The organism is Fusobacterium necrogenes, from assembly GCF_900450765.1.
Taxonomy (GTDB): Bacteria; Fusobacteriota; Fusobacteriia; order Fusobacteriales; family Fusobacteriaceae; genus Fusobacterium_A; species Fusobacterium_A necrogenes.
Map to the genome: position 1 here is coordinate 856,995 of NZ_UGGU01000003.1, position 25,858 is coordinate 882,852.

25 protein-coding genes, 1 tRNA gene and 1 pseudogene are annotated in these 25,858 nt (G+C 29.0%); 15 read left to right on the forward strand and 12 right to left on the reverse strand.

Annotation, left to right across the window (positions count from 1 at the left end):
• Nucleotide 1: 1 nt before the first annotated feature.
• The 4 genes from DYA59_RS04325 to yqeB all read right to left on the reverse strand — a co-directional run bounded on the left by DYA59_RS04325 (nt 2) and on the right by yqeB (nt 2,920).
• Nucleotides 2–757, reverse strand: a complete 756-nt coding sequence (locus DYA59_RS04325; RefSeq protein ID WP_115269732.1) for an exodeoxyribonuclease III — start codon at nt 755–757, stop codon at nt 2–4.
• A gap of 127 nt (nt 758–884) precedes the next feature.
• Nucleotides 885–1,262 carry a RidA family protein gene (locus DYA59_RS04330; RefSeq protein WP_115269734.1) on the reverse strand — a complete coding sequence of 126 codons (378 nt, stop codon included), beginning with the start codon at nt 1,260–1,262 and terminating at the stop codon, nt 885–887.
• 62 nt (nt 1,263–1,324) lie between these two features.
• Nucleotides 1,325–2,095 (reverse strand): XdhC family protein, encoded by a 771-nt coding sequence (locus DYA59_RS04335; RefSeq protein WP_115269736.1) that lies wholly within the window; start codon nt 2,093–2,095, stop codon nt 1,325–1,327.
• Between the two features lie 9 nt (nt 2,096–2,104).
• Entirely contained in the window at nt 2,105–2,920 is an 816-nt protein-coding gene (gene yqeB / locus DYA59_RS04340; RefSeq protein WP_115269738.1) for a selenium-dependent molybdenum cofactor biosynthesis protein YqeB, read from the reverse strand.
• A 138-nt stretch (nt 2,921–3,058) separates the two neighbouring features.
• Between yqeB and moaA the strand changes: the two genes are divergently transcribed.
• The 9 genes and pseudogenes from moaA to DYA59_RS09665 form a co-directional block, all read left to right on the forward strand.
• Entirely contained in the window at nt 3,059–4,033 is a 975-nt protein-coding gene (moaA, locus tag DYA59_RS04345; protein ID WP_115269740.1) for a GTP 3',8-cyclase MoaA, read from the forward strand.
• A 1-nt stretch (nt 4,034) separates the two neighbouring features.
• Nucleotides 4,035–4,466, forward strand: coding sequence for an MOSC domain-containing protein (locus tag DYA59_RS04350; protein ID WP_115269742.1), 432 nt, complete (start codon nt 4,035–4,037; stop codon nt 4,464–4,466).
• 132 nt (nt 4,467–4,598) lie between these two features.
• Nucleotides 4,599–5,741 carry an ABC transporter ATP-binding protein gene (locus DYA59_RS04355; protein ID WP_115269744.1) on the forward strand — a complete coding sequence of 381 codons (1,143 nt, stop codon included), beginning with the start codon at nt 4,599–4,601 and terminating at the stop codon, nt 5,739–5,741.
• The gene (locus DYA59_RS04360; protein ID WP_172606981.1) at nt 5,725–6,585 is read left to right on the forward strand and encodes an ABC transporter permease; all 861 of its coding nucleotides are present in this window, start codon (nt 5,725–5,727) and stop codon (nt 6,583–6,585) included. The genes DYA59_RS04355 and DYA59_RS04360 overlap by 17 nt, the downstream gene beginning before the upstream one ends.
• Nucleotides 6,578–7,351 (forward strand): ABC transporter permease, encoded by a 774-nt coding sequence (locus DYA59_RS04365; protein WP_005885530.1) that lies wholly within the window; start codon nt 6,578–6,580, stop codon nt 7,349–7,351. Before DYA59_RS04360 ends, DYA59_RS04365 begins: the two co-directional genes overlap by 8 nt.
• 66 nt (nt 7,352–7,417) lie before the next feature.
• Entirely contained in the window at nt 7,418–8,227 is an 810-nt protein-coding gene (locus tag DYA59_RS04370; RefSeq protein ID WP_115269751.1) for a peptidylprolyl isomerase, read from the forward strand.
• Nucleotides 8,228–8,322: 95 nt separating this feature from the next.
• The gene (locus tag DYA59_RS04375; RefSeq protein WP_115269753.1) at nt 8,323–9,027 is read left to right on the forward strand and encodes a radical SAM protein; all 705 of its coding nucleotides are present in this window, start codon (nt 8,323–8,325) and stop codon (nt 9,025–9,027) included.
• A gap of 38 nt (nt 9,028–9,065) precedes the next feature.
• Nucleotides 9,066–9,141, forward strand: a tRNA-Thr gene (locus DYA59_RS04380).
• Nucleotides 9,142–9,708: 567 nt separating this feature from the next.
• Nucleotides 9,709–10,328, forward strand: a pseudogene (locus tag DYA59_RS09665) (transposase); the annotation flags it as partial.
• A 185-nt stretch (nt 10,329–10,513) separates the two neighbouring features.
• Here DYA59_RS09665 and DYA59_RS04390 read toward each other — a convergent pair.
• The 5 genes from DYA59_RS04390 to DYA59_RS04410 form a co-directional block, all read right to left on the reverse strand.
• Nucleotides 10,514–11,086 (reverse strand): TetR family transcriptional regulator, encoded by a 573-nt coding sequence (locus tag DYA59_RS04390; protein ID WP_115269755.1) that lies wholly within the window; start codon nt 11,084–11,086, stop codon nt 10,514–10,516.
• A gap of 25 nt (nt 11,087–11,111) precedes the next feature.
• Nucleotides 11,112–12,482: an OmpP1/FadL family transporter gene (locus DYA59_RS04395; RefSeq protein ID WP_115269757.1), complete on the reverse strand. Its 1,371-nt coding sequence runs from the start codon at nt 12,480–12,482 to the stop codon at nt 11,112–11,114.
• An 88-nt stretch (nt 12,483–12,570) separates the two neighbouring features.
• Nucleotides 12,571–14,526: a fructose-1,6-bisphosphatase gene (locus tag DYA59_RS04400; protein ID WP_115269759.1), complete on the reverse strand. Its 1,956-nt coding sequence runs from the start codon at nt 14,524–14,526 to the stop codon at nt 12,571–12,573.
• An 87-nt stretch (nt 14,527–14,613) separates the two neighbouring features.
• A complete protein-coding gene (ppdK, locus tag DYA59_RS04405; RefSeq protein WP_115269761.1) occupies nt 14,614–17,181 on the reverse strand; it encodes a pyruvate, phosphate dikinase in 2,568 nt (855 codons plus the stop codon).
• An 11-nt stretch (nt 17,182–17,192) separates the two neighbouring features.
• Nucleotides 17,193–17,795, reverse strand: coding sequence for a helix-turn-helix transcriptional regulator (locus DYA59_RS04410; RefSeq protein ID WP_115269763.1), 603 nt, complete (start codon nt 17,793–17,795; stop codon nt 17,193–17,195).
• A 194-nt stretch (nt 17,796–17,989) separates the two neighbouring features.
• Between DYA59_RS04410 and DYA59_RS04415 the strand changes: the two genes are divergently transcribed.
• Nucleotides 17,990–18,556, forward strand: coding sequence for a thymidine kinase (locus DYA59_RS04415; RefSeq protein ID WP_115269765.1), 567 nt, complete (start codon nt 17,990–17,992; stop codon nt 18,554–18,556).
• Between the two features lie 70 nt (nt 18,557–18,626).
• Here the strand turns inward: DYA59_RS04415 and DYA59_RS04420 are convergent, their stop codons facing one another.
• Together DYA59_RS04420 and DYA59_RS04425 are read right to left on the reverse strand one after the other, a co-directional pair.
• Nucleotides 18,627–19,481: a YitT family protein gene (locus DYA59_RS04420; RefSeq protein ID WP_115269767.1), complete on the reverse strand. Its 855-nt coding sequence runs from the start codon at nt 19,479–19,481 to the stop codon at nt 18,627–18,629.
• Between the two features lie 156 nt (nt 19,482–19,637).
• Nucleotides 19,638–21,989: an aminotransferase class I/II-fold pyridoxal phosphate-dependent enzyme gene (locus DYA59_RS04425; RefSeq protein ID WP_115269769.1), complete on the reverse strand. Its 2,352-nt coding sequence runs from the start codon at nt 21,987–21,989 to the stop codon at nt 19,638–19,640.
• A 118-nt stretch (nt 21,990–22,107) separates the two neighbouring features.
• Between DYA59_RS04425 and DYA59_RS04430 the strand changes: the two genes are divergently transcribed.
• The 5 genes from DYA59_RS04430 to DYA59_RS04450 all read left to right on the forward strand — a co-directional run bounded on the left by DYA59_RS04430 (nt 22,108) and on the right by DYA59_RS04450 (nt 24,482).
• A complete protein-coding gene (locus DYA59_RS04430; RefSeq protein WP_115269771.1) occupies nt 22,108–22,698 on the forward strand; it encodes a DJ-1/PfpI family protein in 591 nt (196 codons plus the stop codon).
• Nucleotides 22,699–22,762: 64 nt separating this feature from the next.
• The gene (locus tag DYA59_RS04435; RefSeq protein ID WP_115269773.1) at nt 22,763–23,254 is read left to right on the forward strand and encodes an FKBP-type peptidyl-prolyl cis-trans isomerase; all 492 of its coding nucleotides are present in this window, start codon (nt 22,763–22,765) and stop codon (nt 23,252–23,254) included.
• A 63-nt stretch (nt 23,255–23,317) separates the two neighbouring features.
• Nucleotides 23,318–23,749: a ribose 5-phosphate isomerase B gene (gene rpiB / locus DYA59_RS04440; RefSeq protein ID WP_115269775.1), complete on the forward strand. Its 432-nt coding sequence runs from the start codon at nt 23,318–23,320 to the stop codon at nt 23,747–23,749.
• Between the two features lie 13 nt (nt 23,750–23,762).
• Nucleotides 23,763–24,107 (forward strand): histidine triad nucleotide-binding protein, encoded by a 345-nt coding sequence (locus DYA59_RS04445; protein WP_115271482.1) that lies wholly within the window; start codon nt 23,763–23,765, stop codon nt 24,105–24,107.
• A 102-nt stretch (nt 24,108–24,209) separates the two neighbouring features.
• A complete protein-coding gene (locus tag DYA59_RS04450; RefSeq protein ID WP_115269777.1) occupies nt 24,210–24,482 on the forward strand; it encodes a hypothetical protein in 273 nt (90 codons plus the stop codon).
• Nucleotides 24,483–24,587: 105 nt separating this feature from the next.
• Here the strand turns inward: DYA59_RS04450 and DYA59_RS04455 are convergent, their stop codons facing one another.
• The gene (locus DYA59_RS04455; protein ID WP_115269779.1) at nt 24,588–25,847 is read right to left on the reverse strand and encodes a pyridoxal phosphate-dependent aminotransferase; all 1,260 of its coding nucleotides are present in this window, start codon (nt 25,845–25,847) and stop codon (nt 24,588–24,590) included.
• Between the last annotated feature and the right edge of the window lie 11 nt (nt 25,848–25,858).

Consider the following 25,858-nt stretch of genomic DNA (forward strand, 5'->3'; position numbering starts at 1 on the left):
ATTATAATTCAATATTTAACACTATTGGGCAATGATCAGAACCTAAAATTTCGGTATGAATCTCTGCATCTCTCATATTTTCTTTTATTCTATCAGAAACTAAGAAATAATCTATTCTCCATCCAGCATTTTTAGCTCTAGCACTAAATCTATAAGACCACCACGAATAAATATCTGTCTTATCTGGATAAAAATATCTAAAACTATCTACAAAACCACTCTCTAAAAGTTTTGTCATTTTCTCTCTTTCCTCATCAGAGAAACCAGCATTTTTTCTATTAGTTTTTGGATTTTTTAAATCTATCTCTTTATGAGCAACATTTAAATCTCCACAAACTATTACAGGTTTTTTCTTATCTAATTCTAAAAGATAACTTTTAAAAGCCTCTTCCCATTTCATTCTATAATCTAATCTAGCTAATTTTTCTTGTGAATTAGGAGTATATACAGTTATCATATAAAATTTTTCAAATTCTAATGTGATTACTCTTCCCTCTTTGTCATGCTCCTCTATTCCTATTCCATAATGAACAGAGATAGGCTTCTCCTTTGTAAAAATAGCTGTTCCAGAATATCCTTTTTTCTCAGCATAATTCCAATATTGATAATATCCATCTAACTCTAATTCTATTTGTCCCTCTTGTAATTTTGTTTCTTGTAGACAAAATATATCTGCTTGTTGTTCTTTAAAGTAATCAAAAAAACCTTTACCTACACAAGCTCTTAATCCATTTACATTCCATGATATTAATTTCATAAGCTCTCCTTCTATTTAATTTATATATTACACTTATAATTATATCATATTTATATTTTTATGCAATTATTTTAGACAAAAAAAAGGACAACCTACTTGGTTGTCCTTAAGAAAATATTAGTTAAAACTATTTAACAGCGATAACTTCTATTTCAACTTTTACATCTTTTGGAAGTCTTGCTACTTCTACACAAGCTCTTGCTGGTTTTACATCCCCAAGATACTCATTGTATACTTCGTTGATAGCTGCGAAGTCGTTCATATCTTTGATGAATACTCCTGCTTTTACAACATCTTTCATTGAATATCCTGCTGCTTCAACTATTGCTTTTACATTTTCTAAAGATTGTCTTGTTTGCTCTTTTACATCTTCTGATACTAATGTCATTGTTGCAGGTACAAATGGTATTTGTCCTGATACAAATAGCATTCCATTAACCTCAATAGCTTGTGAATATGGACCTAAAGCAGCTGGTGCTTTATCTGTGTGAATTACTCTACTCATTTTCTATTCCTCCTACATCATGTTATCTATATGTGTAAATCTCTATATAAGAGAACTTTACCCTAATTAAATATTGTTCTATGGAGTAGTTTCCCTTCATTTTTTACTTTTAAAATCTCAGCTAAAATATCTATAGCTATTTCTTCAGGAGTACCATCTGAAAGATTTAATCCTATTGGTGCAAAGAGATTATCATTTATAGGGGCTATTCGTTCAAGATTTTTCTTTAAAGTTTCTATTTTCCTTTTACTTCCTATGACACCTATATATTTAGCTCCTCTATTCTTTACAAGATTTAAAACTTCTTCATCTAATAAGTGGCCTCTTGTTACTATTACTATATAAGTATTATCATCAATTCTCTCTTTTGTCAAGATATCTTTAAAATTTCCTAAGATTAGTTCAGGTATATCAAACTTTAATTCTTCTCTATCATCTATAATTTTCAGATCAAAATTTAGTGTTTTAGCTACTTTAAAAAGTTTTGCTCCAACATGTCCAGCACCACAAATTAATAATTTAGGAAAAGGAACAAAGACTTTAATAAATCCCTTCATTGTCCCTCCACAATTCATTTGTAATTCATCTGTAGTTGTAAGATTATATTCAAAACTTTCACTTTTACCTATCTCCAAAAGTTCTCTAGCTCTATTTATAATAACACTCTCTATTTTCCCACCACCAATGGTTCCTATTAGTTCATCTTTGAATACACCCATAATAGTCCCACTTTTTCTTGGTGTAGACCCTGTAGCCTCAGTTATAGTTACTAATGCTCCTCTCTTCCCTTGTGATAATTTTTCTTCTATCTTTTTTAAAATAATTAACTCCATATTGCACCTCTATATATTTTTCTTATTTTTTAGATATAAAATGGCTTCTAATACAGCTCCACCTATTGCCCTAGCTTTATCTGAAATAGTAAAACAATTAGCTTGTTCTTGCTCTCTTGGATCTATATCTGCAATTTTAAATTTTTCTGGTACTTCACATCCTTCTTTAATAACTCCTCTTAATACTCCATTTATAGTAGCTAATACATCTACTCCATCAACAGTGGCAATAACTTGATTTTTCTCTACCATATCACCTATTTTACAATTATGTCTTACTATTCCAGAACAAGGACTATATATTACTCTTTCTTTTCCTATACCATTTATAATTCCTGGGATTCCAGTATTTTCTATAGATTTACCTTCAAAAATAAGCTTTCCTAAATTATGTCCTCTCATAGTTTCAATTACAATGTCTACATCTTTTCCAGCAACAAATCCAGGTCCTAAAGCTATAGTGATAGGAGCCATTTCTTTAACTGTTCCACAATTTTTTTTTGCCAAAATTGCATCTATAACTGCAAAAGGTCTAAATTTCTCTATACTTTTTCCTTCTGGATCTATCAATACAGGTATTTTTTTTTCATTCCAACAGCTTTCTAATTCATTAAATGATCGACAAAACTTTGCACTAATTCCTTCTATTTTTGTTTCATTATCGTAAATAGCTTCACTAAATGAAACTTTTCTTCTTATAGAGGTAGGTTTTTCTATTTCTAGTATTAATACTTTAAATCCTACTCTATATAATTTCTGAATACTACCTGTGGCTATATCTCCACCACCTCTTACTATAACTAATTTTTTGTCTATAACTGACATTTCATCAACCTCACTTTATCTATTTCCTATTTTTAGCATAATCTAGTTTATAAAATATGTCAACTTTATTTTTTATAGAAATATTTTATTAAATATGTTATATTAAGAAAGTAAGAAAATATTTAGAAAAGAGGTAAAATGAAAGATAAATTAGGAAGAGTTATAGATTATCTGAGATTCTCTCTAACAGATAGATGTAATCTCAGATGTAAATATTGTATGGGAGATAAAGATATAGTTTTTCTTCCTAAAGATGAGTTATTGTCAGTTGAAGAGATAGGAAGAGTAACAAGGATATTTTCAGATTTAGGAATAAAAAAAGTTCGTATCACTGGGGGAGAACCATTAGTTAGAAGAAATTTTAGAGATATTATTGAAACTATAAATAATATTAAAACCATTGAAGAGATTAATATTACTACTAATGGAATTAGGTTAAGTGAGGAATTAGAGTTTTTAAAAGATAAAAAAATTCATAGTTTAAATATAAGCTTGGATACGTTGAAAAAAGATTTATTTAGAGAGATTACTGGTGGTGGAGATTTAGATAAGGTATTATTCTCTTTATATAGAGCTATAGAGCTAAAATTTAAAAGAATTAAACTCAATGTTGTCCTTGTTAGAGGAAAAAATGACAGTGAGATAATGGATTTTGTAAACTTGACAGAAAAGTATCCAATCGATATTAGATTTATTGAGCTTATGCCAATAGGACTGGGAAAAGAGTATGTTCCAATCTCAAATGATGAGGTTAAAGATATTATTTTAAAGGAGAAAAAGTTAACTCCATTTAATGAAAGAATAGGTTCGGGACCTGCAACTTATTATAAAACAGAAAAAGGAATAGGGTGTGTAGGATTTATTACTCCTATATCACATAATTTTTGTGAAAAATGTAATAGGGTAAGAGTAACACCAGAGGGATTTTTAAAACTTTGTTTACATTGGAATGATGGTTTAAATTTAAAAGAGTTACTTAGAGCAGGGGTATCTGATGAAGTAATAAAAGAAAAAATACAATTAACTATAGATAGTAAACCAGATAGACATAAAATGGAAAAAAAAGATGATGAAAATTTTGATAAAAGATATATGAATGAAATTGGAGGATAAGATGGCAAAAATAGTAGCAATATGTATCAGTGAAAAGAAAGGAACTCAAAAGGTTAATGTACATGAGGGAGTTCTAATTGAAAATTTTGGTTTAGAAGGAGATGCTCATGCTGGAAACTGGCATAGACAAGTGAGTCTACTTTCTAAAGAAAAAGTTACAGATTTCGTTACAAAAGGTGGCAATGTAATAGATGGAGATTTTGGAGAAAATCTTATAGTAGAGGGAATGGATTGTGCAAAGCTTCCTGTTGGAACTAGATTAAAAATTAATGATGATATTATATTAGAGGTAACTCAAATTGGTAAAGAGTGTCATTCACATTGTGCAATTTACCATGCTGTAGGAGATTGTATTATGCCTAGAGAGGGAATATTTACCATTGTAATAAAAGGTGGAAAAGTAAAAGAGGGAGATACTATTGAGATAATTTAATTATTATCTCTTTTCTTTTTTTATAATATATGATATAATCATCAAAGTGATTAAAAAGTAAAATATTTTAAATAATAAAAAAAATATATTAAACTAAAAGAATTGAACACAGTAATTCTGAGTAATGGAGGTATGAGATTGAAAAAAGACATAAGTATTAAAAATGTTACTAAAAGCTATGATGGAGTTCAAGTATTGAAAAACATCAACTTGGATATAAAAGATGGAGAGATTTTTTCTATTTTGGGACCTTCGGGGTGTGGTAAAACCACCTTGCTTAGAATGATAGCAGGATTTACAGAGCCAGATGGAGGAGCTATCTACTTAGGAGATGAGGATATTACAAAACTTCCACCTAATAAGAGAAATGTAAATACAATATTTCAAAAATATGCACTGTTTCCACATCTAACTGTATATGAAAATGTAGCTTTTCCTTTGAGATTAAAGAAAATAGATAATGCCACTATAGATAGTGAAGTTAAAAAGTTTGTAAAATTAGTGGGACTTTCTGAACATATTAATAAGATGCCTAATCAACTTTCTGGAGGACAACAACAAAGGGTATCTATAGCTAGAGCTTTGATTAATAAACCAGGACTTCTACTATTAGATGAGCCTCTTTCAGCACTAGATGCCAAGTTAAGACAAAATCTATTGATTGAATTGGACTTGATACATGAAGAAGTAGGAATTACATTTATATTTATAACACATGACCAGCAAGAAGCTCTATCAATATCAGATAGAATAGCTGTAATGAATAAAGGAGAGATTTTACAAGTAGGAACTCCAGCAGAGGTATATGAATCTCCAGCTGACTCTTTTGTTGCTGACTTTATAGGAGAGAATAACTTCTTTGAAGGAACAGTTACAGAGATTATGGATAAAGAGTTTGCAAAACTTTATAATGAAAAATTAGGAAGTCTAGTTTTTGAAATGGACAAACCTGTAAAAATTGGAGATAAAGTTAGGGTATCTATTAGACCAGAGAAGATTAAATTATCTAAAACTATGCCTAAGGCTGTAAATGAGAATGAAAAAATAAATGTTTTAAAAGTATATGTAAATGAATTAATTTATTCTGGATTCCAAAGTAAATACTTTGTTTTCTTAAATAATGATAAAGAGTTAACTTTTAAGGTATTTAAACAACATGCTGTGTATTTTGATGATAATGATGAGGGAGCTATCTGGTGGGACGAAGAAGCATATATAGCTTGGGATGCTGATGATGGTTTCTTAGTAGAGGTGATATCTGGTGAAGAAAAGTAAACTTGGTACATACTACACTCTTCCAATAGCACTTTGGTTGATAGTTTTCTTTGCTATTCCAATGGCTATTGTGTTAGCATACGCCTTTTTAAAAAAGGGAACTTATGGTGGAGTAGAGATGGAGCTTTCACTAGCTAGTTTCTACATATTTACAGACAAAGTTTTTTTGACAACCCTATTTAAAACAGTTTATATATCTATTATGGTAACTATATTTACAGTACTATTATCAATACCTACTGCTTATTATATGGCTAGGTCTAAATATAAAAAAGAATTATTATTTTTAGTAATTATTCCTTTTTGGACAAATTTTTTAATTAGAATCTATGCTTGGATAGCTGTATTGGGAAATAATGGATTTTTAAATAATATATTATTGAAATTAGGAATAATAGATACTCCATTACAACTATTGTACAATACAGGAGCTGTTATACTTATCTCTGTATATACTAGTTTACCATTTGCTATACTTCCTCTATATGCTGTAATAGAGAAGTTTGATTTCTCTCTTATAGAGGCAGCTAGAGATCTAGGGGCTACTAATAGAGAAGCTTTTTTCAAAATTTTTATTCCTAATATAAAGCCAGGAATTATAACTGCTGTACTATTTACATTTATTCCAGCTCTAGGTTCATATGCTGTACCGAAGTTAGTAGGAGGAACACAGGCTACAATGCTAGGAAATATAATTGCTCAACATCTTACAGTTACTAGAAACTGGCCTCTAGCTTCTACAATCTCAGCAGCTCTTATAATAGTGACTTCAATAGCTATACTATTATTTATGAAGCTTAGCAATAAAGAAACAAAACTAGAGGTGGTGGCTGAAGATGAATAAGAGAAGAACTTCATTATTCTTTTTTATACTTTCAATGTTATTTTTCTATATTCCCTTAGTTATATTGATAGTATATTCATTTAATGATGGAAAATCTATGGTATGGAAAGGATTTTCATTAAAATGGTATAGAGAGTTATTTATGTATTCAGATAATATTTGGAAAGCTTTTAGATATAGTGTAGGGATAGCTATTGTATCTGGGCTTACTTCTACAATTATTGGAACTCTTGGAGCTATTGGACTTCAATGGTATGACTTTAAAGGAAAAAAATATTTACAAACACTTACTTATGTTCCTTTAGTTATTCCAGAGATAATTTTAGGGGTTTCTCTTCTTATTTTATTTGCTACAATAAAGTTTGAATTAGGACTTACTACTATATTTATAGCTCATACGACATTTAATATTCCTTTTGTACTATTTATAATACTATCTAGATTAGAGGAGTTCGATTATTCTATAGTAGAGGCTGCTTATGACCTTGGGGCAACAGAGTGGCAAGCACTTACAAAGGTAATTATTCCTGCTATACTTCCGGGGATAATATCCGGATTTTTAATAGCTGTAACTCTATCTTTTGATGATTTTGTTACTACATTCTTTGTGGCAGGACCAGGTTCATCAACACTTCCACTTAGAATCTATTCTATGATAAGATTAGGAGTTTCTCCTGTTATCAATGCACTATCAGTTTTACTAATTGGTATATCTATAATTTTAACTCTATCTACTAAGAGTTTACAAAAATATTTAATTAAATAACTCTTGGAAAATAACAAAAAGTATAGTATAATCTACTTAGAAATTGACTTTTGGAGGATTTAAGCAATGAAGAGAATATTAAAATTTTTATTGACATTTATACTTATCTTTACAGCTTATTCTTGTACTAGTTTAAAAGATATTGCTAGAAAACAAGAAGCTGCTAAATATAATGACATTAGAGCAACTTTTATTACAACTCAAGGAGATATTACTTTTTATCTTTATCCAGAAGCTGCTCCTATAACAGTAGCAAACTTTATAAACCTTGCTCAAAAAGGTTATTATAATAATACTAAAATACATAGAGCTGTTGAAAATTTTGTAGTTCAAGGTGGAGACCCTACTGGTACTGGTACTGGTGGTCCTGGATACTCTATTCCAGATGAGTATGTAGATTGGTTGGACTTCTTCCAACAAGGTATGTTGGCTATGGCTAATGCTGGTCCTGATACTGGTGGTTCTCAATACTTTATGACTTTGTATCCTGCTGAATGGCTAAATGGTAAACATACAATATTTGGTGAATATGTAAGTGATATAGACTTTGAAAGAATAAAAAAATTAGAAGTTGGAGATGTTATAAAAGAAATTAAATTTACTGGTGATATAGATTTTTTCTTATCATTACATAAAGATCAAATAGATGAATGGAATCAAATTTTAAACACTACTTACCCTGGATTAAAAAATTATCCTGTAAAACCAATAGAGGAATATCAAGGTGAAGCTCTTGCTTATAAAGAAGAGTTAACTAGAATATATACTAGACAAGAAGAAAAAAAAGAAGAAAGAGAATGGCCTATCCCTAGATTTATCAGAGCAGTTGAAAGAAAAATTAAAGGAGAGGACTCTACATCTTCTTATGAATTTTAATTATTAAATACCATAAAGTTTAAGAGTAATTTTATTTAAAATAAAGGGTTATTCTTGAGCTTTATGTATTCTATAAAATAAAAAAGGAACCTAAAATGGGAATAAGATATAATAAAATTAAAAATAAACATCCTAGAGAAATAGTTTTACTAAAAAGCTTCCCATGTAAATATAGAAAATGCAATTTTTGTAATTACATTGAAGATAACTCTTTAGATGAAAATGAAATAGATAGAGTCAACCTCAAAACACTAAAAAAAATAACTGGAGAATTTGGTGTTTTAGAAGTAATTAATTCTGGTTCTGTATTTGAACTAACATCGAAAACTCTAACTGAAATAAGAAAAATAGTAGTAGAAAAAAAAATTAAAGTTTTATATTTTGAAATCTACTATGGATATATAAAAAGGCTCAATGAAATAAGAGAATATTTTAAAGAAACAGAAGTTAGATTTAGAATGGGATTAGAAACTTTCAATAATGAATATAGAATAAAAAAATATAATAAAAATTTTTCTTTAAACGAAAAACAACTTTCAGAAATTGCAAAAGAAATTTATTCTGTATGTCTATTAATTTGTACTCAAGGGCAAACTGAAGAAATGATAAAAACAGATATTGAATTAGGTTTAAAATATTTTAAATCTATAACAATCAACATTTTTGTAGATAATGGAACAATTATTAAAAGGGATACTCAACTAGTTAAATGGTTTATTAAAAATTATTCTTTTTTAACTACTAATGATAGAGTTGAACTCTTAATTGATAATAAAGATTTAGGTGTATTTGAACAATAATTGAATTTTTAATTTAAATGTGTTATAATAATTGAAAAGCTCTAGTAGCTCACTAGGCAGAGCACTTGCATGGTAAGCAAGAGGTAGGTGGTTCAAATCCACTCTAGAGCACCAGTTTTTAAAATTTTTATAGATAACTAGATATATTTTATAAAATGAAGGGGCTGTTGCAAATTTAAATAGCCAAAACTTTGAAATTAACTGAAGAGCTTTTTTTCTATTTAATTTTTTTCTTTTTATATTAAAAAAGGTATATAGTATTAAAAATTTTTTCAAATTTCTAATACTATATACCTATATTAACCTAACTAAATAATAACATGTCTTTTACTTTAATTCAACCTAAAATTTTTAATCTTTTACAATATCAAAATTTTTGATGATGACCCTTCATGAAAACTTAATACCATTTTCTAGGATATAGATTTCATCAAACTTTTGTAAGTATTTTCTTACAAAACTTGTTAGAATATTTGCTATCATTCTTTATGCTTATTCTAGAACTATTTATTCTACTCACGATATTGAAATACTTGTCTGGAAAATATTAAGTTTAGATTTCTTAATCTTCTTGATCATTCTACTATTCCTAGATTTTTAAACAAAATTGGACATTTATTCCCTGATTTATTTGAACAATTTATGAAAAAATTTTTTAACTAGAAGATATCTCTACATGAAAATGAACAATTAAAACCAGGATATAATCTGCAAATTAAAGTTATAATTGAATATATTTGTGCTTATGATATTTTTCAAATCCTTCAAATTCAAAAACTCTAATTCTTTTTTTTGGAAAAATCAAATTACTAGATTTAAATACTAAAAATGTAGTAGCTGATTATGAATATTTAGAAAAGTAGGGATATAATTCAATATAAAACCGATATATTTCGAAAAATTAAAAACTAAAAAATTAAATAAAGTTAAAAATTTAATATATGACTATGAAGAAAACAAACTTTTTAAAAAAGATGGTTTAGAATTAAAATTTCTTTATTCGAGCAAAAATAGGAAAAACAATATTTTTTAATCCAGAAATACAAAAGACAATAGGTTACAATACAAGATTTAGAATATTATCTAAAAAATCTTAAAAAAATATATTAAGCACCTACAGAAAGTATCTAAGAATAAATAGAAGTATTCAAGTAGAAGAAGCTTTTGTAGTTTTAAAAAAATATAAAATTAAGAAAATTAAAAGTTCGAAGGGAAATAGTGTATTAAGAGAAATTTGTTTATTTTGTCTAGAATATAATTTAAATCGCTTGATACAAAGAGGAAAACTAATAAAAAAGTAAGAACACTTTATCCCTTAAAAACAGCATAAAAAATAAAAAAGAGGGATGTTTTTTGTGTTACCTAAAAATAAATAAGAAATGAAAAATTTAAAGAAATCAATAAAATGATTTCTATTTTTTATACCAAAATAAAAATGTTGCAAACTAATGATTAAAAATCATTAATTTGCAACAGCTCCTTCACTTTATTTTGTATAATCTTCTAATCTTTTATAGACCATAGTAGCCGCTACTTCCATTAATCTTTCTTTTATAACATCATCAGTTATATTTTCATAATAATTCGTAGCTATAAGAGTAGCAAATCCATGTGCATACATCCAACAATCTAAATAGAGATTTGTTTTAAATTCCTCATCTAAATTATCAAATCTATTATCCTTAGACATCTCTTCTTTTATTAAATCTCTAAACTCTCTAATTACTTCATTTCTCTTTCCTAAACTTTCTCTTAAAAATATAGCTTGAAAAAGCTCCTTCTGCTCTCTAGCAAAAATACATATTCCCATTCCTATATTCAAAAATATAAAATTTGTTCTCTCCTCCTTCACATATTCAAGAAAAAGTTTTTTAGCTTCATCTAATAATTCATGTTTTAGATTATCTATGGAATCATAAAAACTATATATAGGTGCAGGAGATGCCCCTAATGATTTTGCAAGGTTTCTAGCACTAATTCCATCTATCCCCTCAACTTTAAATACTTCAAAGGCAGTCTTATATACTTGTTCCTTCGTAAATATTGGTTTTTTTGGCATATGCTTTCCTCCTTAACAAATTCTATTAAAATCTCTTAGTATATGATACTCCAAAGGCAGTTATACTCTTATCATATGATGGATTAGGTACTGCTCCTTGATATTTAATATCATAATGTCCATTTTCTGAATCATAGAAGAAATGACATACTGTAAATACCCATTCAGTAGTTTCATCTGGATTATATTTTAATCCTGTTCCTAATGTTACAGAGTTTAGTGCATACTCTACATCATCATAAGAAGTAACCTTTGCTCCTGTATCTGCATAGTTAATACTTCCAAGTACAGCCCACTTAGGAGAAAATCTATACTCTGTTCCTAATGCTAATTCCCAACCATTATCATATTCTGCTTCTAATCCTTTTAATGGTACTCCACCTAGATTTCCACTTCCAGCTACTCTATCCATTTTAGCATCTTTATTAAAATAGTAGTTTCCAGATAAACCTACTATCCAATTATCTGTAACCTTATATGACATACCTGCTGCTAAAATAGCTGGTAAATCTCTCCTTATTTTAGTTCCAGGCATATATTCTGGATAGAAATTTCCAAATCCTAAATCTAAAATTCCAGGTATTACGACATTATTATAACTTCCTTTTGCCTCAAAATTTAATTTTACTCTACTATCATATCTCATAGATAAATTTAGTTTTTCATTAACTTGATAATTTGCTCCTAGTTGAAAACCATAACCCCAAGCTGTTCTCTCTGAATCTATATCAGCATGCAATTTCCCACTAAATTTTGCATCAATAAGTGCTTGTGTAGCTAGATCTGTACTTTTTAAATTTAAATCTCCTTTTAACTCTCTAATCCCATAAACTAATCTACCAGCTGCTGATAATGATAACTTATTATCTACTTTCCAAACTTTTCCTAAAGTAGTTTGAGCATAAAGATTTTTTCCCTCTGCTGATGAACCTGCATCTTTTAAATCTTTAATTGCTCCAACACCAGAAATAGAAATTCCACCCATTGCATTCACTATGTCAGGAATTACAGCTGTACCAGCTACACCATTATCATATTTAAGATCTCCTCCACCTGCTATTCCTCCAAATGTCCAATAAAGGGTGGAATCATCTTCTACTCTATACAAAGCAAAGTTAGGGATAGGTTGAAATAAGTCAGCCTTATACTCTTCCCCTTTATATTCCATTTTCTCATGTCCAACAGCTAATTGAGCTCCTATATGAACATAAATTCCCTTTTCTAAATTTATAATACCAGCTGGGTTATAATAAACAGAAGCATTGTTTATCATTCCATTTTGAGCTTGGTTTCCTAAATATTCTGTTGTATATGTTTGAATGTGGTCGATAGAAGCTCCATAAGCCACTGATGTCAATACAGTAGTTAGAGCTAATAATCCTAATCTTTTTTTCATTTTTCCTCCTACTATCTTTAATAACATATGTAATATATCATTTTTTCTTTAATATTTTATTAAATAAAGATTAAAATTTTTTAATTTTTTAGATAGTTTGAGAAATTAAACCTTTATTATAAGCATTTAAAAGTTTCTTTAAATCATTTACTTGAGTTTGTAGTTCTTTTCCTATATCTGTGTCTTTTACTCTTATTCTATTTACACTTGTATCCTCTATTAATCTTGTAGATGAGATAATATCTCTTCCCTCTTTTACAGCTTTTTCTACTGATTCAAAAGGTTCATGAGCTACTATTTTAAGTCCATAAGAGTTATATATAAGAGTATACCCAGCTATACCTGTTTCTTTTTGGTAAGCTTTAGAAAATCCCCCATCTATTATATACAACTTTCCATTAGCTTTTACAGGACTCTCTCCTTTAAGAGTCTTTACAGGTACATGTCCATTTATAATATGTGATATATTGGGATTTAATCCAAATTCTTCTAATATTTTTCTACAAATACTCTCTTCATTACAATAACTATAATATGGATTTTTTCTCTCTACATGTATACTCTTATCATCTATAAAATATCTTTCAAAAGTTTTCATAGCATCTTTACCAAAAAGTGGAGAATTTTTTCCACACCATAAATACCATAAAAAATCATTATAAAATATTTTCTTATCCTTTTTCTTCCTATAATAATAAGCTTCTCTTACAAGCTCCTCTATTTTATCTAAATATTTTTTTCCTTTTAATTTTTCTCCAAGAAGAGTAACTTCTCTTAGCTCCCCACCTTCATTAAGAGGAATACAACCATGATAAAGTAGATTAGAGTTATATTTTAGATAGACACTTCCATTAGTAAAGAAAAACTCTATATGTTTTTGTAATCTTTCACTATTTACAAAAAATCTCTCTAATTTTTCCATTACATCTTCCTCTTCCTTTGTAAGAAGATATGGGTTTTCTCTATCTATTGTAGGAAAGTTTCTATCGTTTAATTCATACTCCTTTCCCTCTACCTCTACTACTCCTCTATCAAAATCTATCTTATCTAAAAGCTGTCTATCCATCAAATCAAAATCTGGATTTCTTTTTGCCATCTCTCCTTCTACTTTAAATTGTATTATAGAGATAGCCTTATGTATTTGAGCCATCAAATGACTCTTTCTCTCTCCCTTAGGAATAAAGTTTTTACACTCATCATCTCCATAAGTTTCCATAGCAAAGGTAGCTAATGGAAGCATATTTATTCCATAAGCTTCCTCTAATATATCTGTATTGGAATATCTAGCACAAATTCTTACTACATTGGCAATACAAGCTCTATTTCCAAGCCCTGCTCCTATCCACAACATATCATGGTTACCCCATTGAATATCAGTGTTATGATGTTTCATAAGTGAATCCATAATTAAATGTGGACTACTTCCTCTATCATAAATATCTCCTATTATATGTAGTTTATCTATCATAAGTCTTTGTATCAAATCGGCTATTGCTTTTATAAACTCCTTAGCTCTTCCGATAGAGATGATAGTATCTATAATATTTTCTACATACTCTTTTCTATTTGGTAACTCTTTTCTTTCATAGATTAGCTCTTGTAATACATAAGCAAAATCTTGTGGCATAGCTTTTCTTACCTTTGAACTTGTATATTTAGAAGCTGTCATACTACATACCTCTATCATTCTATATATAGTGTTCTTTAGCCATTTATCTAAATTTTGCCCATTTTTCATTATATAATCTACCTTTTTAGTAGGATAATATATGACACTAGCTAACTCTTTTTTTTCATAATTACTTAGCTCATCTTTAAATATATCATTTATCTTCTCTTTTATAGTTCCAGAACCATTTTTTAACACATGATGAAAAGCGTCGTACTCACCATGTATATCTGTTAAGAAATGTTCTGTTCCCTTTGGCAAATTCAATATTGCTTGTAAGTTGATTATCTCTGTTGTAGTTTCAGAGATATTTCTAAATTTTGTAGATAACAGTTTTAAATATTTTAGCTCTAAATTCTCATCTCTATTACCCATATTCTCTCCTTAATTTCTGTATTTTATTATAAAAAGAAAACTAAGAATTGCTTCAAAACTCCACAATTCTTTAGTTTTCTTTATTTTCTATCTTCTATATTTTATATGACTTTGAGCTGCAGCAACTATAGCTACTAAAACTCTAAATGGAGAACAACTTACATAATCTAATCCTACTTGTTCAAAGAACTCTATACTCTTAGGGTCTCCACCATGCTCTCCACATACTCCCATCTCTATATGTGGATTTTTTCTTCCAAGTTCTACAGCTAGTTTTACTAATTTTCCTACTCCTCTTTCATCTATTGTTGCAAAAGGTTCAACTTTTAATATTCCATTCTCATAATACTCTGGCATAAATTTAACTGAGTCATCTCTTGAAAGTCCCATAGTAGTTTGAGTTAAGTCATTAGTTCCAAATGAGAAGAAATCCACCTCTGCTCCTATCTCATCAGCAAGTAAACAAGCTCTTGGAGTTTCCATCATAGTTCCTAGTTTATAATCTATTCTCATACCTTGCTCTTCAAATACCTTTTCTATCTCTGTAATTAGATTTTTCTTAATAAATAACAACTCTTTTGCTCCTATTATTAAAGGTATCATTATCTCAGGTTTAACATCTAATCCCTCTCTCTTACATTGTATTCCAGCTTCTATTATTGCTCTAGCTTGTACATTATATAATTCTGGACGAGTTACAGCAAGCCTACATCCTCTATGTCCTAACATAGGGTTTTCATCTTTTAGATTTCTTACTCTTCTCTCTATCTCTTCAAGAGATACTCCTAGAATTTCAGCCATCTTCTCTTTATCCTTTTGCTCTTTTGGTAAAAATTCATGTAAAGGTGGGTCAAGAAGTCTTACTATGACTACATCATTTTCTACTACTTTAAATATGTTATAGAAATCCTCTCTTTGTAATTGGTGCATCTTTTCTAAGGCTCTTGCTACCTCATCAGTATCATGGCTAAGTATCATACCTCTAATTGTCCAAATTTTATCTTTTTGGAAAAACATATGCTCAGTTCTACAAAGTCCTATTCCCTCAGCTCCAAATCCTTTTCCTAATTGAGCATCTGTTACTGTATCAGCATTCATTCTTATTCCTAATCTTTTTATCTCTTTACACCAACTTACAAACTCTTTTAAGTTATCATCAAATTGTGGCTTTGTAAGTCCTACTTTTCCAAGATAAATCTCTCCTGTATATCCACTTATTGAGATAAATTCTCCCTCTTTTACTGTATAACCATTGATTGTCATCTCTCTTCTTATATCATCTATCTTGATATCTCCACAACCTGTTACACAACATTTTCCCATACCTCTTGCCACAACAGCTCCGTGAGAAGTTGCTCCACCTTTTACTGTTACTATTCCTTGAGCTAAACTTATTCCTTTGATATCTTCTGGAGATGTTTCCTCTCTTACAAGTATAGTCATCTCTTTAGTGTGCACTCTTTCAGAAGCAAATACCACTCTACCAATAGCTACTCCAGCAGAACCAGCTAATCCTTTACCTAATAGTGTAGCATTTTTTAAAGCAGCTGGTTCAAAGTTTCCATGTAATAATTGTGGTAGTACAGCAGGATCTACTTTCATTATTGCTTCCTCTTTAGTTAAAAGTCCCTCTTTTACCATATCTACAGCAATTTTTATAGCTGCATATGGACTTCTCTTACCATTTCTTGTTTGTAATAAGAAAAGTTTTCCATCTTCGATAGTAAACTCTATATCTTGCATATCTTTATTATGCTTTTCCAATATGCAAGCTATTTTTACAAACTCTTCATATATATCTGGTAATTCCTCTCTTAATCTTTCAATTGCTTCTGGAGTTCTTATACCCGCTACTATATCTTCTCCTTGAGCTTTTAACAAATATTCACCAAAAATATTCTTTTCTCCAGTAGACGGATTTCTAGTAAAAGCAACTCCTGTTCCAGATTTTTCATTTAAATTACCAAATACCATCTCTTGAATAACAACTGCAGTTCCCATACTATCATCTATTCTATTTATTCTTCTATATACTTTTGCCCTTTCATTTTCCCAAGATTTAAATATAGAATTTATAGCCATAAATAGTTGCTCTTTAGCACTCTCTGGAAAAAATTCACCAGTTTCTTCCCAATACATAATCTTGGCTTTATTTATTAATTCCAAATTAGAAAGTCTTCCTTTTAATTTTTCTCTAAGTTTAAAAAATAATTCTTTTTCTACCCCCATTACTATTTCGGAAAACATTTGAATAAATCTAAAATACAAATCATATACAAAATCTTCATCTTTGAATATTTCTATCATCTTTTTAGCAGTCTCATCATTCATTCCTAAATTTAATATTGTATCCATCATTCCAGGCATAGATACAGGTGCTCCAGACCTTACTGAAACTAATAATGGATGTTCTCCCTCAAAACTTTTTCCAGTTAATTTCTCTAGTTTATCTATTTGTTCTAATATCTCTTTTTTTAATTCTGTACTTAAAACTCTTTCATTTTTATAGTATTCTTTACAAGCTTCAGTAGATATTATTATTCCTTCTGGAATAGGTAACCCTATACTTTTCATCTCTGATAAATTTCCACCTTTTCCTCCCAATAAATTTATCATGTTCTTATTTCCTTCTGCAAATAAATAAACTTTCTTCATTTTTCCTCCTTTTATTTAACAACATTTTCTAAAAATAATTTTGTTATATTAGTTTTTGTAAATCTTCCTACTAATTGATATATATTTTTTCCATTATCTTCTTTCAATCTTACTACAGGAAGGGAATCTACCTGATGTACTATTATCTTTTTTACTGCATCTACTATATCATCATTTTCTTCACAATATACTATATTTGGCATTCTCGTCATAACCACATTAATAGGGACCTTAGTTATATCTGTTTTCCCTATTGCAATTTTTAATAAATCTTTTCTAGAAACTATCCCTACAAGATTTTCTCCTTCTACTATAAATATAGTTCCTACATCTTTAGCAAACATTTGTAAAATAGTGTCATATACTGAAATATTATTTTCAACAGAAACTACAGGCCCCATTATCTCATATATATATTTTTTTTCTTGTATTTCTTGATATACATATCCAACCTTTGGTTTTGATTTAAGTATCCCCTTTCCTGTCAAAATACAAAAATCTGTTCTTAAGGCTGATCTAGTAAGAGATAATCTTTTGGCTATAACCTCTCCTGTAATTGGCTGACTTTCTTTCACGATTTCTATAATATCTTTTTGCCGTTTAGTGATATTCATACTTCCCCCTTATAAGTGTACATTATAATCGTTAAATTTAATCAAACACTATCTATATATCTTTATATCATTATTTAATGAATAAGTCAATAGTTTTATAAGTGTACATTATTTATTTTTATTAAGATAATATCTATTTTTCTATATTTTATGTTATAATATTCTAAATAGAATTTTTATATAAGGAGAAATCAATGGGTAAATTTGTCTTTTATTATTCAGTAGTAGGAGCCAGAAAAAGCGCGGAGCTAATCCTTACTGCTCATAGAAATTTAATAGCTGGAAAAAAGGTAGCCGTATTTCAACCAGCCACAAATACTAGAGATGGAGGAAAAATAAAAAGTAGAGCATTAAAAGAAGGAATGGACGCTACCATTCTTAACCATGATTTTAATCTTTACACTTGGTGGCTCGAAAATAAACCTAATCTTATCTTAATAGACGAAATCCAATTTATAACTAAAATACAAGTTAATGATTTAATTAAAATAATTAGAGATTCTAAAACATTGGTCTTTGGTTACGGTCTTATGTCAAACTTTATGGGTGAATTATTTGATACTGTTTCTTATATGCTTCCATTTGTTACTAAAATTGTAGAAATCCCAACTGTATGTGAAGTATGTGGAGATGCTAAAGCTACTATGAATATTCTAGTTGATAAAAGTCAAAATAAAAATAGTGGGGAGATAATTATAGGAAATCACTTTAAAGGTGTTTGTTTAAAATGTTTTTTAGAACATAAAGAAAATAATAAATAAAATTTTTATTATTTGAAATAAATTTATTATAATATAAAAACTAGGGAAAATTTCCCTAGTCTAAAATATTTTATTTAGAATGATATAGTGACTTAAATCCTTCTCCTAAAACTTCTGAAACATCTGATATTGTTAAAAAAGCAAAGTTATCTATTTCTTTTACTATTGTTTTAACCTTAATTACTTCAAATTTACTCACAACACAAAAAAGTAAATCCATCTCATTTCTAGTGAATCCCCCTTGACCTTTTATAATGGTTATTCCTCTCCCAGTTTCATTCATTATTCTGACTCTTATCTCTTCAGTTTTTGTTGAAATAATAGTAATTCCCTTTGATTTTGTATATCCATCTTGAAAATAATCTATTGTTTTAGAGACTATCATCATAGCTATTAAGGTATACATAACTATCTCTTTTCCAAAAAAAATAGCCGCAATCCCTAAAATTACAATATCTAAAAATAACATTGTAGCCCCTAGTGAAATATTAAAATATTTATTCAATATACGAGCTATTATATCAGTTCCACCAGTTGACCCATTCACTACAAAAATAAGACCCAAACCTACTCCAATAAAAACTCCACCATATATTGAGCCTAGCATTATATCACTATTTGGTCCTTTCCAACCCTCAGTAAGAATTATTATAAATGATAAACAAGCTGTCCCATAAAGAGTTTTAAATAAAAAATCCTTACCTAATAATTTCCACGCTATAATAAGAAGAGGTATATTTATTACAAAATATGTTATTCCAACTGGTAATTTGAATAAGTAATATAGAATTAGACATATTCCAGCCACACCTCCCTCAGCTAAATGATTTGTTATAAAAAAATAATTAATAGAAACTCCGTAAAAAAAACATCCTATTGTAATTACTATATATTCTTTTAAATAATTTAAAATTTTAGAACTCACTTTTTTACTTCTTCACTCCTTTCATATTACATATTATATTAAGTTCTTTTCTTCTATAATTCAGCAACTTCCGATTCTTAGATATGATAGTTTTTGAAAAATAATTAAGAAAAAAGAGTTATTATACTCTCTACAATAACTCTTCTGAATACTTAATTAATAATCTGGATTAACTACATACTCTGTTAATTCATTTACAAAATCTAATGTTTTGTTATTTTTATCATTTACTGGATTAAATTCAACTATATCCACCGAAGTTACAAAATAATTTTTAAATAAAAATTTGAAAGTTTGAAATATTTCATCAGTAGTAAATCCATTTCTCACTGGAGTACTAACTCCTGGAGCCAATTCTGGATTTACAGAATCTACATCAAAACTGATATGTAAATTATCTACTTTTAAATACTCTTGTATTTCTTCTAATACTCTATCTAGGCCTTTTTGTAATACTTCATCATGATAAATTACCTTGACACCTAATTGATCTATCACTTCTCTTTCTTTAAAGTCTAAATCTCTAGCACCTAATATTACTACATTTTTACTATCAATTTTAGCTCCTTCGTAAAAACAATTTACCAAATCTCTATCTCCAGCACCTTGTAATAATGCAAGTGGCATCCCATGAATGTTCCCAGATATAGTTGATTCATCAGTATTCATATCCCCATGGGCATCTATCCAAACTACTCCAATCTCTTTTTCTAATGATACTCCAGATATACTTCCTAAAGCTATCGAGTGATCTCCACCAATTATTATTGGTCTATATCCGTCTCTAACCGCTTCATTTACAGAAACAGCAAGTTTTTCACAAGTATTTAAAATAGTATTTTTATATTTTAAATTCCATTCGTTAAAATTTTCTTTTTGCTTTTCAATATTTATAACTTCTATTTCATCAAAGGTATCAGGGTAATTTTCACATAGCACATCTATACCAAATTCAATTCCTGCTTTATTTGCTCCTAGATTCATTGGAACACCAAACATCTTACTTTTCATTTTTTCTGTATATAAATATACAGCATCTTCTTCTTCTATTACATTAATGGTTACTAGTTCCGGATCTTCCATTCCTTGGACATGAAGCTCTGCATCTCTTAGATCATTAATATACTCTATAATTTCAGTAGAAATCCTTTCTCCAGGTGTTATTACAGGAATTCCTGGGGGATATGCCATTATCATTTCACCACAAATTTTTCCTTCACTTTCTGCGAATAATATCTTATTTTTTTCACTATAAAAAGCTTCTCTTGGTATTAATACCTGTTCTGGAATAGGAGGCATCTTTAAAAATTCTCTTTTTAATTTATTCCCTTTAGCATAATATTTTTCGCTTATATCTTTTAAAGCATTAATAAGTTTATCAATACTTTCATCTGTGTCTCCGATAGTTACCAATCCTAAAACATTATAAAAATCAGATAATTCCATTTGTATATTGTATTTTTCTGTCAATATACTCTCTAATTCTGCACCAGTAAGACCTAATTCTTTAGCTGTAACAGTTATTTTGGTCGGATCAAAAGCAAATACTCCTTCTTTTCCTACTATTTCTTCTCCAAAACAAAATATTCCTGGAATTCTGTTTACTTCCGTCCTAAAACGCCTTGCAAGTTTTATAGCTTTATCTAATAATTCAGTTCCTTCTGTTGCTATCTGCCTTCTAGCACAATCTAATGATGCCATTAAAGGATATGATGGAGATGTTGTGTGTAATAAGCTTAAAATTTGTTTTACTCTATTTATATCTACTCTATCAGAATTAACATGAAGTAATGACATCTGAGTCATAGCACCAATTATTTTATGTGTACTTTGCGTACATATATCCGCTCCAGCATCTACAGCAGAAATAGGTAAGTCATCATGAAAATGTAAATGTGGCCCATGAGCTTCATCAACTATCAAGGGTATATCATAACTATGAACTATATCAGCTATCTTTTTTATATCTGTAGCTATTCCATAATAAGTTGGATTAATTATTAGTACAGCTTTAATATCAGGATGTTGCTTCAACATATTTTCAACAGTTTGAGGTCTTACACCATGAGCTATCCCTAATTCTTCATCTACTTCTGGATTCATATATATTGGTTCTGAACCACTTAGTATAATTCCAGCAGATACTGATTTATGTACGTTTCTTGGTACCAATATTTTTTCGCCAGCTTTCACTACAGACATAATCATAGCTTGAATAGCTCCTGATGTTCCATTTACTGCAAAAAAACTTTTTTTAACACCATATGCATCAGCCGCTAATTCCTGTGCTTCCTTTATACAACTTTTCGGTTGATGTAACCCATCTACCATCTTAAATATAGTAACATCAATTGAAAAAGGACCATTTCCCATAAAATCATAAAATTCTTTATCCACACCTTTCCCTCTTTTATGTCCTGGTACATGAAATGGAAGTATGTCTCTTCCTACATATACATCCTTTAATATAGAGAATAGTGGAGTCTTATTTTGGTCTAGCTTTGACATCTTACCTCCTTTGAACATTGTTTTTTTTATCTAATTATCGTATAATTTTCTTATACTGATGTATTGTAAAGCTTTTTATTAAAATAGTCAATAATTTTTATTTTTTTAGGAGAAAAATATGAAAAAAATTTTATTAATAATTTCAGAAGGTACTGAATTACTTGAGATTGCGCCATTTACTGATATTTTTGGTTGGAATAACATAGTCGGAAAAAAGAACACTTTTTTGAAAACAGCAGGATTTCATCACATAATTTCCAATACTTGGAATCTCAAAATTATTCCAGAGATAAACTTAACAAATGAAAATTTTATTGTCAATGATTACGATGCTCTAATTATTCCGGGTGGATTTGGCTTCAAAGGTTTTTTTGAAGATATGAAACAAATAGAATTTCAAAATATAATTAAAGAATTTAATAAACAAAATAAGATTATTGTAGGTATTTGTACAGGAGTCATTCCATTGGGAGAAGCAGGGATATTAAAAAATCTCAAAGCTACAACATATCTTCATGATAACAATAGATACTTCAATCAACTTCAAAAATATGGAGCTATAGCAGTTAGAGAAGAAATTGTAAAAGATAAAAATATTATTACCTGCTCTTCTCCTAAAAACGCTATCGAAGTAGCATTTTTATTACTTTCCCTTTTAACAAATAAGGAAAATATGAAAAAAGTAAAATATAATATGGGTTTTTTATAGACAGAGACAAAAATTTATGTTATTCTTTTAATATATACAATATATAAATTTAAGAGGTGAAATTATGAAAGTCATAAAAAATAATGTGATAACTCTTGAGTTCAAAGTCTATGATAATGATACTGATGAACTTTTAGAAAATACAAAAGATGTAGGCCCTTTTTTCTATATACATGGAAAAGGCCAGTTTGTTCCTAAAGTTGAAAAAATTTTAGAAGGAAAAGAAAAAGGATTTACTACTACAATTATGATCTCTCCTGAAGAGGGATATGGAAATTATAATGAAGAACTTATTGAAGAAATGAATAAATCTGATTTTATCGAGTTCGATGATATATATGAAGGTATGGAATTTATAGCTGATATGGATGACGGAACTGAACAACAATATGTTATTACCTCTATAAATGATGATATAGTAATTGCTGATGGTAATCATCCTTTTGCTGGGAAAAATCTTAGATTTGAAGTTGAAGTTACAGGAATAAGAGAAGCTACTGTTAAAGAATTGGAACATGGCCATGTTCATTTTCATGGTTTTGAAGGTGAGGAATAATTATGAGGGGACTGGCTTGAGTCAGTCTTTTTATATAAAAATTATAAGAATTCAGGAGGTAAAATGAAAATAGCTTTAGGTGCTGATCATGGTGGATTTGAATTAAAAGAAAAAATAAAAGTTCATTTATTTAAAAAGGGATATGAAATATTAGATTTAGGAACTAACTCAACTTCTTCTGTTGATTATCCAAGGTTTGGACATGCTGTAGGATATGCTGTCTCTAATAAAAATGTAGACTATGGAATAGTAATATGTGGTACAGGTATTGGAATTTCTATTGCAGCTAATAAAATTCCTGGTGTAAGAGCAGCTCTTTGTACAAATACAACCATGGCAAGACTTACAAGAGAGCACAATGATGCTAATGTACTAGCATTAGGTGCTAGAATAATAGGAGATGTTCTTGCCTTTGAAATGGTTGATATTTTTCTTACAACTAATTTTGAAGGTGGAAGGCATTCTAGTAGAGTAAATTCTATTGAAACTATTTAAAGGAGATGATTTTATGGCAAGTATTTTTACAAAAATAATTAATAGAGAGATTCCAGCTGATATTGTATATGAAAATGATAAAGTAATAGCTTTTAAAGATATCAATCCAGCTGCTCCCATACATATATTAGTAGTACCTAAGAAAGAAATTCCCACTATAAATGATATCAAACCTGAAGATAAGGACCTTCTATGGGAAATATATCTTTCTATTGCTCACATAACTAAAGAATTAGGAATTGCTGAAGAAGGCTATAGAATTATTAGTAATTGTAATAAATTTGGAGGACAAGAGATTTTTCACTTACATTTTCACATCCTAGGAGGTAAAATGTTAGGAGCTTTATTAAGTAAATAATTTTTTCTTGCAAATTTTTTTAGAAGGTGTATAATGTACTAGAAGGTAAATACTTTAATTAAGAAAGGGAAAATTATTATTTTATTTATGAGGAGGATTACTATGGGAATCGTAAAAAATCTAAGATATATCAATGAGGAATATGAGACTGAAGTAACTAGGTTGGAAAGACTAAATAACTTCATCGCAAGTGAAGAGTTCAAAACTGGTACTGATGAAGAACAAAAAAAGTTACTTTTAGAAAAACAAGCTGTTTTAAAAAAATACGTTTCTATTATAGCTGAGCAAATTAAATATGATACGAAAAAAGTTCAAGCTGCTGAACATGAAGTAGAGAATTATGAAGATATTGAAGGAAAATATTTTAATAAATAATTTCAAAATAAAATTGAAATATTTTATATATTTATATTTTAATTAACAATTTTTAAGACTGGAAGTATTAAAAACATCCAGTCTTTTGTCATTTTTCTAGAATAACTACTCGGATAAACTTATAACTTCATCATATATAACTTTTATTCTCTTAGCAAGCCCTTTTATTCTTTCTTTAGTTATACTACATACTGCTATCCTTATTCCCTCATCTAATATAACTGTATATATATGATTTTTCTCCAATAACTCCTCTACCTTTGGAGTATATTTACCAGTTGGGATAGTTAAGAAGAATCCACTTACATATGGCAATATATCTAGTCCGCACTCTTTAGCTTCACTTATAAATATATCTGCTCTCTCTTTAATAAGATTTCTATAAAACTCTCTCTCTTTTTCTAATCTAAAACTTTTTTCTTCGTCTAAAATAATCTCGCTAAACATTTTCATTCCACCTCTTGAGATATTGGACCAAGTAGAACGGCATGAAAAAGAGTTAGCTTCATAAAACTCTTTTACTACACTTTCTGATGTTGATAGAGCAATTTGGGCTCCCACTCTCATTCCATAACTTGTTAGAGCCTTTGATAAACTAAATGTAAATATTGTAAGTACTTTTTCTGGAAGATTTTTAAAAGTTTCTAAATACTCTCTTCTCTCCTCAAAACTTCTATCATCAAAATCAATATAAGCCACATCAAGAATAAGTATAATATTAGCCTCTTCAGAAGCAGAGATTAAAATTTTTCTAATCTCTTTCCACTCCTCTATTGTCAATCTATACCCAGTAGGATTTTGGCAAGGGTCATTGATAATTATTACCACGTTATCCTGTTTCTTAGCTAATTTTTCTACTCTTTCTTTAAAATCAACTAAATCAAATCTATTCTCTTCATTAAATAGAGTATAGAAATCACAATCTCCATTTTTCTCCTTAGCCATTAAAATATATGGACTCCACAACCATTTAGGAAGTAACAGTGTATCTCCATGACCTAAATAATTTTTTATACTATTACTGATAGCTCCAGTTCCTCCAGGAGTAGCAAGTACCTCTACATAGTGTCCTTTTAAAAACTCTTTATAGTCTCTACCAAATAGAGAGATTTTTACACTCTCCTTATACTCAGGTGCTCCTGTAAAAGCAGAAGCATATCCAGCTATCTCTTCTGGTGGTAACTCTTTATACACCTTCATAGCTGTATCTAATACTACCAATTTACCAGTTTCATCATAGAGTGAACCAATAGTAGCATTAACTACTTTCTCCTCTCCTAATTCTGCCATAGCATCCTTAGCCTTTTTAGCCACACTAAATACCTTATCTACTAATTTTCTCTCTCCCAAGTCTTTTGCTATCATTTTTCTTCCTC

Excerpts from the sequence above, each read along its gene's own strand:
- DYA59_RS04435 (WP_115269773.1), top strand. The coding sequence starts at position 22,763 with ATGAAAGTCATAAAAAATAATGTGATAACTCTTGAGTTCAAAGTCTAT.
- DYA59_RS04355 (WP_115269744.1), top strand. The coding sequence starts at position 4,599 with ATGAGATTGAAAAAAGACATAAGTATTAAAAATGTTACTAAAAGCTAT.
- DYA59_RS04365 (WP_005885530.1), top strand. The coding sequence starts at position 6,578 with ATGAATAAGAGAAGAACTTCATTATTCTTTTTTATACTTTCAATGTTA.
- DYA59_RS04335 (WP_115269736.1), bottom strand. The coding sequence starts at position 2,095 with ATGGAGTTAATTATTTTAAAAAAGATAGAAGAAAAATTATCACAAGGG.
- DYA59_RS04350 (WP_115269742.1), top strand. The coding sequence starts at position 4,035 with ATGGCAAAAATAGTAGCAATATGTATCAGTGAAAAGAAAGGAACTCAA.
- DYA59_RS04395 (WP_115269757.1), bottom strand. The coding sequence starts at position 12,482 with ATGAAAAAAAGATTAGGATTATTAGCTCTAACTACTGTATTGACATCA.
- DYA59_RS04415 (WP_115269765.1), top strand. The coding sequence starts at position 17,990 with ATGGGTAAATTTGTCTTTTATTATTCAGTAGTAGGAGCCAGAAAAAGC.
- ppdK (WP_115269761.1), bottom strand. The coding sequence starts at position 17,181 with ATGAAGAAAGTTTATTTATTTGCAGAAGGAAATAAGAACATGATAAAT.
- DYA59_RS04425 (WP_115269769.1), bottom strand. The coding sequence starts at position 21,989 with ATGTCAAAGCTAGACCAAAATAAGACTCCACTATTCTCTATATTAAAG.
- DYA59_RS04450 (WP_115269777.1), top strand. The coding sequence starts at position 24,210 with ATGGGAATCGTAAAAAATCTAAGATATATCAATGAGGAATATGAGACT.
- DYA59_RS04370 (WP_115269751.1), top strand. The coding sequence starts at position 7,418 with ATGAAGAGAATATTAAAATTTTTATTGACATTTATACTTATCTTTACA.
- DYA59_RS04430 (WP_115269771.1), top strand. The coding sequence starts at position 22,108 with ATGAAAAAAATTTTATTAATAATTTCAGAAGGTACTGAATTACTTGAG.
- yqeB (WP_115269738.1), bottom strand. The coding sequence starts at position 2,920 with ATGTCAGTTATAGACAAAAAATTAGTTATAGTAAGAGGTGGTGGAGAT.
- moaA (WP_115269740.1), top strand. The coding sequence starts at position 3,059 with ATGAAAGATAAATTAGGAAGAGTTATAGATTATCTGAGATTCTCTCTA.
- DYA59_RS04400 (WP_115269759.1), bottom strand. The coding sequence starts at position 14,526 with ATGGGTAATAGAGATGAGAATTTAGAGCTAAAATATTTAAAACTGTTA.
- DYA59_RS04455 (WP_115269779.1), bottom strand. The coding sequence starts at position 25,847 with ATGATAGCAAAAGACTTGGGAGAGAGAAAATTAGTAGATAAGGTATTT.
- DYA59_RS04325 (WP_115269732.1), bottom strand. The coding sequence starts at position 757 with ATGAAATTAATATCATGGAATGTAAATGGATTAAGAGCTTGTGTAGGT.
- DYA59_RS04390 (WP_115269755.1), bottom strand. The coding sequence starts at position 11,086 with ATGCCAAAAAAACCAATATTTACGAAGGAACAAGTATATAAGACTGCC.
- rpiB (WP_115269775.1), top strand. The coding sequence starts at position 23,318 with ATGAAAATAGCTTTAGGTGCTGATCATGGTGGATTTGAATTAAAAGAA.
- DYA59_RS04445 (WP_115271482.1), top strand. The coding sequence starts at position 23,763 with ATGGCAAGTATTTTTACAAAAATAATTAATAGAGAGATTCCAGCTGAT.
- DYA59_RS04330 (WP_115269734.1), bottom strand. The coding sequence starts at position 1,262 with ATGAGTAGAGTAATTCACACAGATAAAGCACCAGCTGCTTTAGGTCCA.
- DYA59_RS04375 (WP_115269753.1), top strand. The coding sequence starts at position 8,323 with ATGGGAATAAGATATAATAAAATTAAAAATAAACATCCTAGAGAAATA.
- DYA59_RS04410 (WP_115269763.1), bottom strand. The coding sequence starts at position 17,795 with ATGAATATCACTAAACGGCAAAAAGATATTATAGAAATCGTGAAAGAA.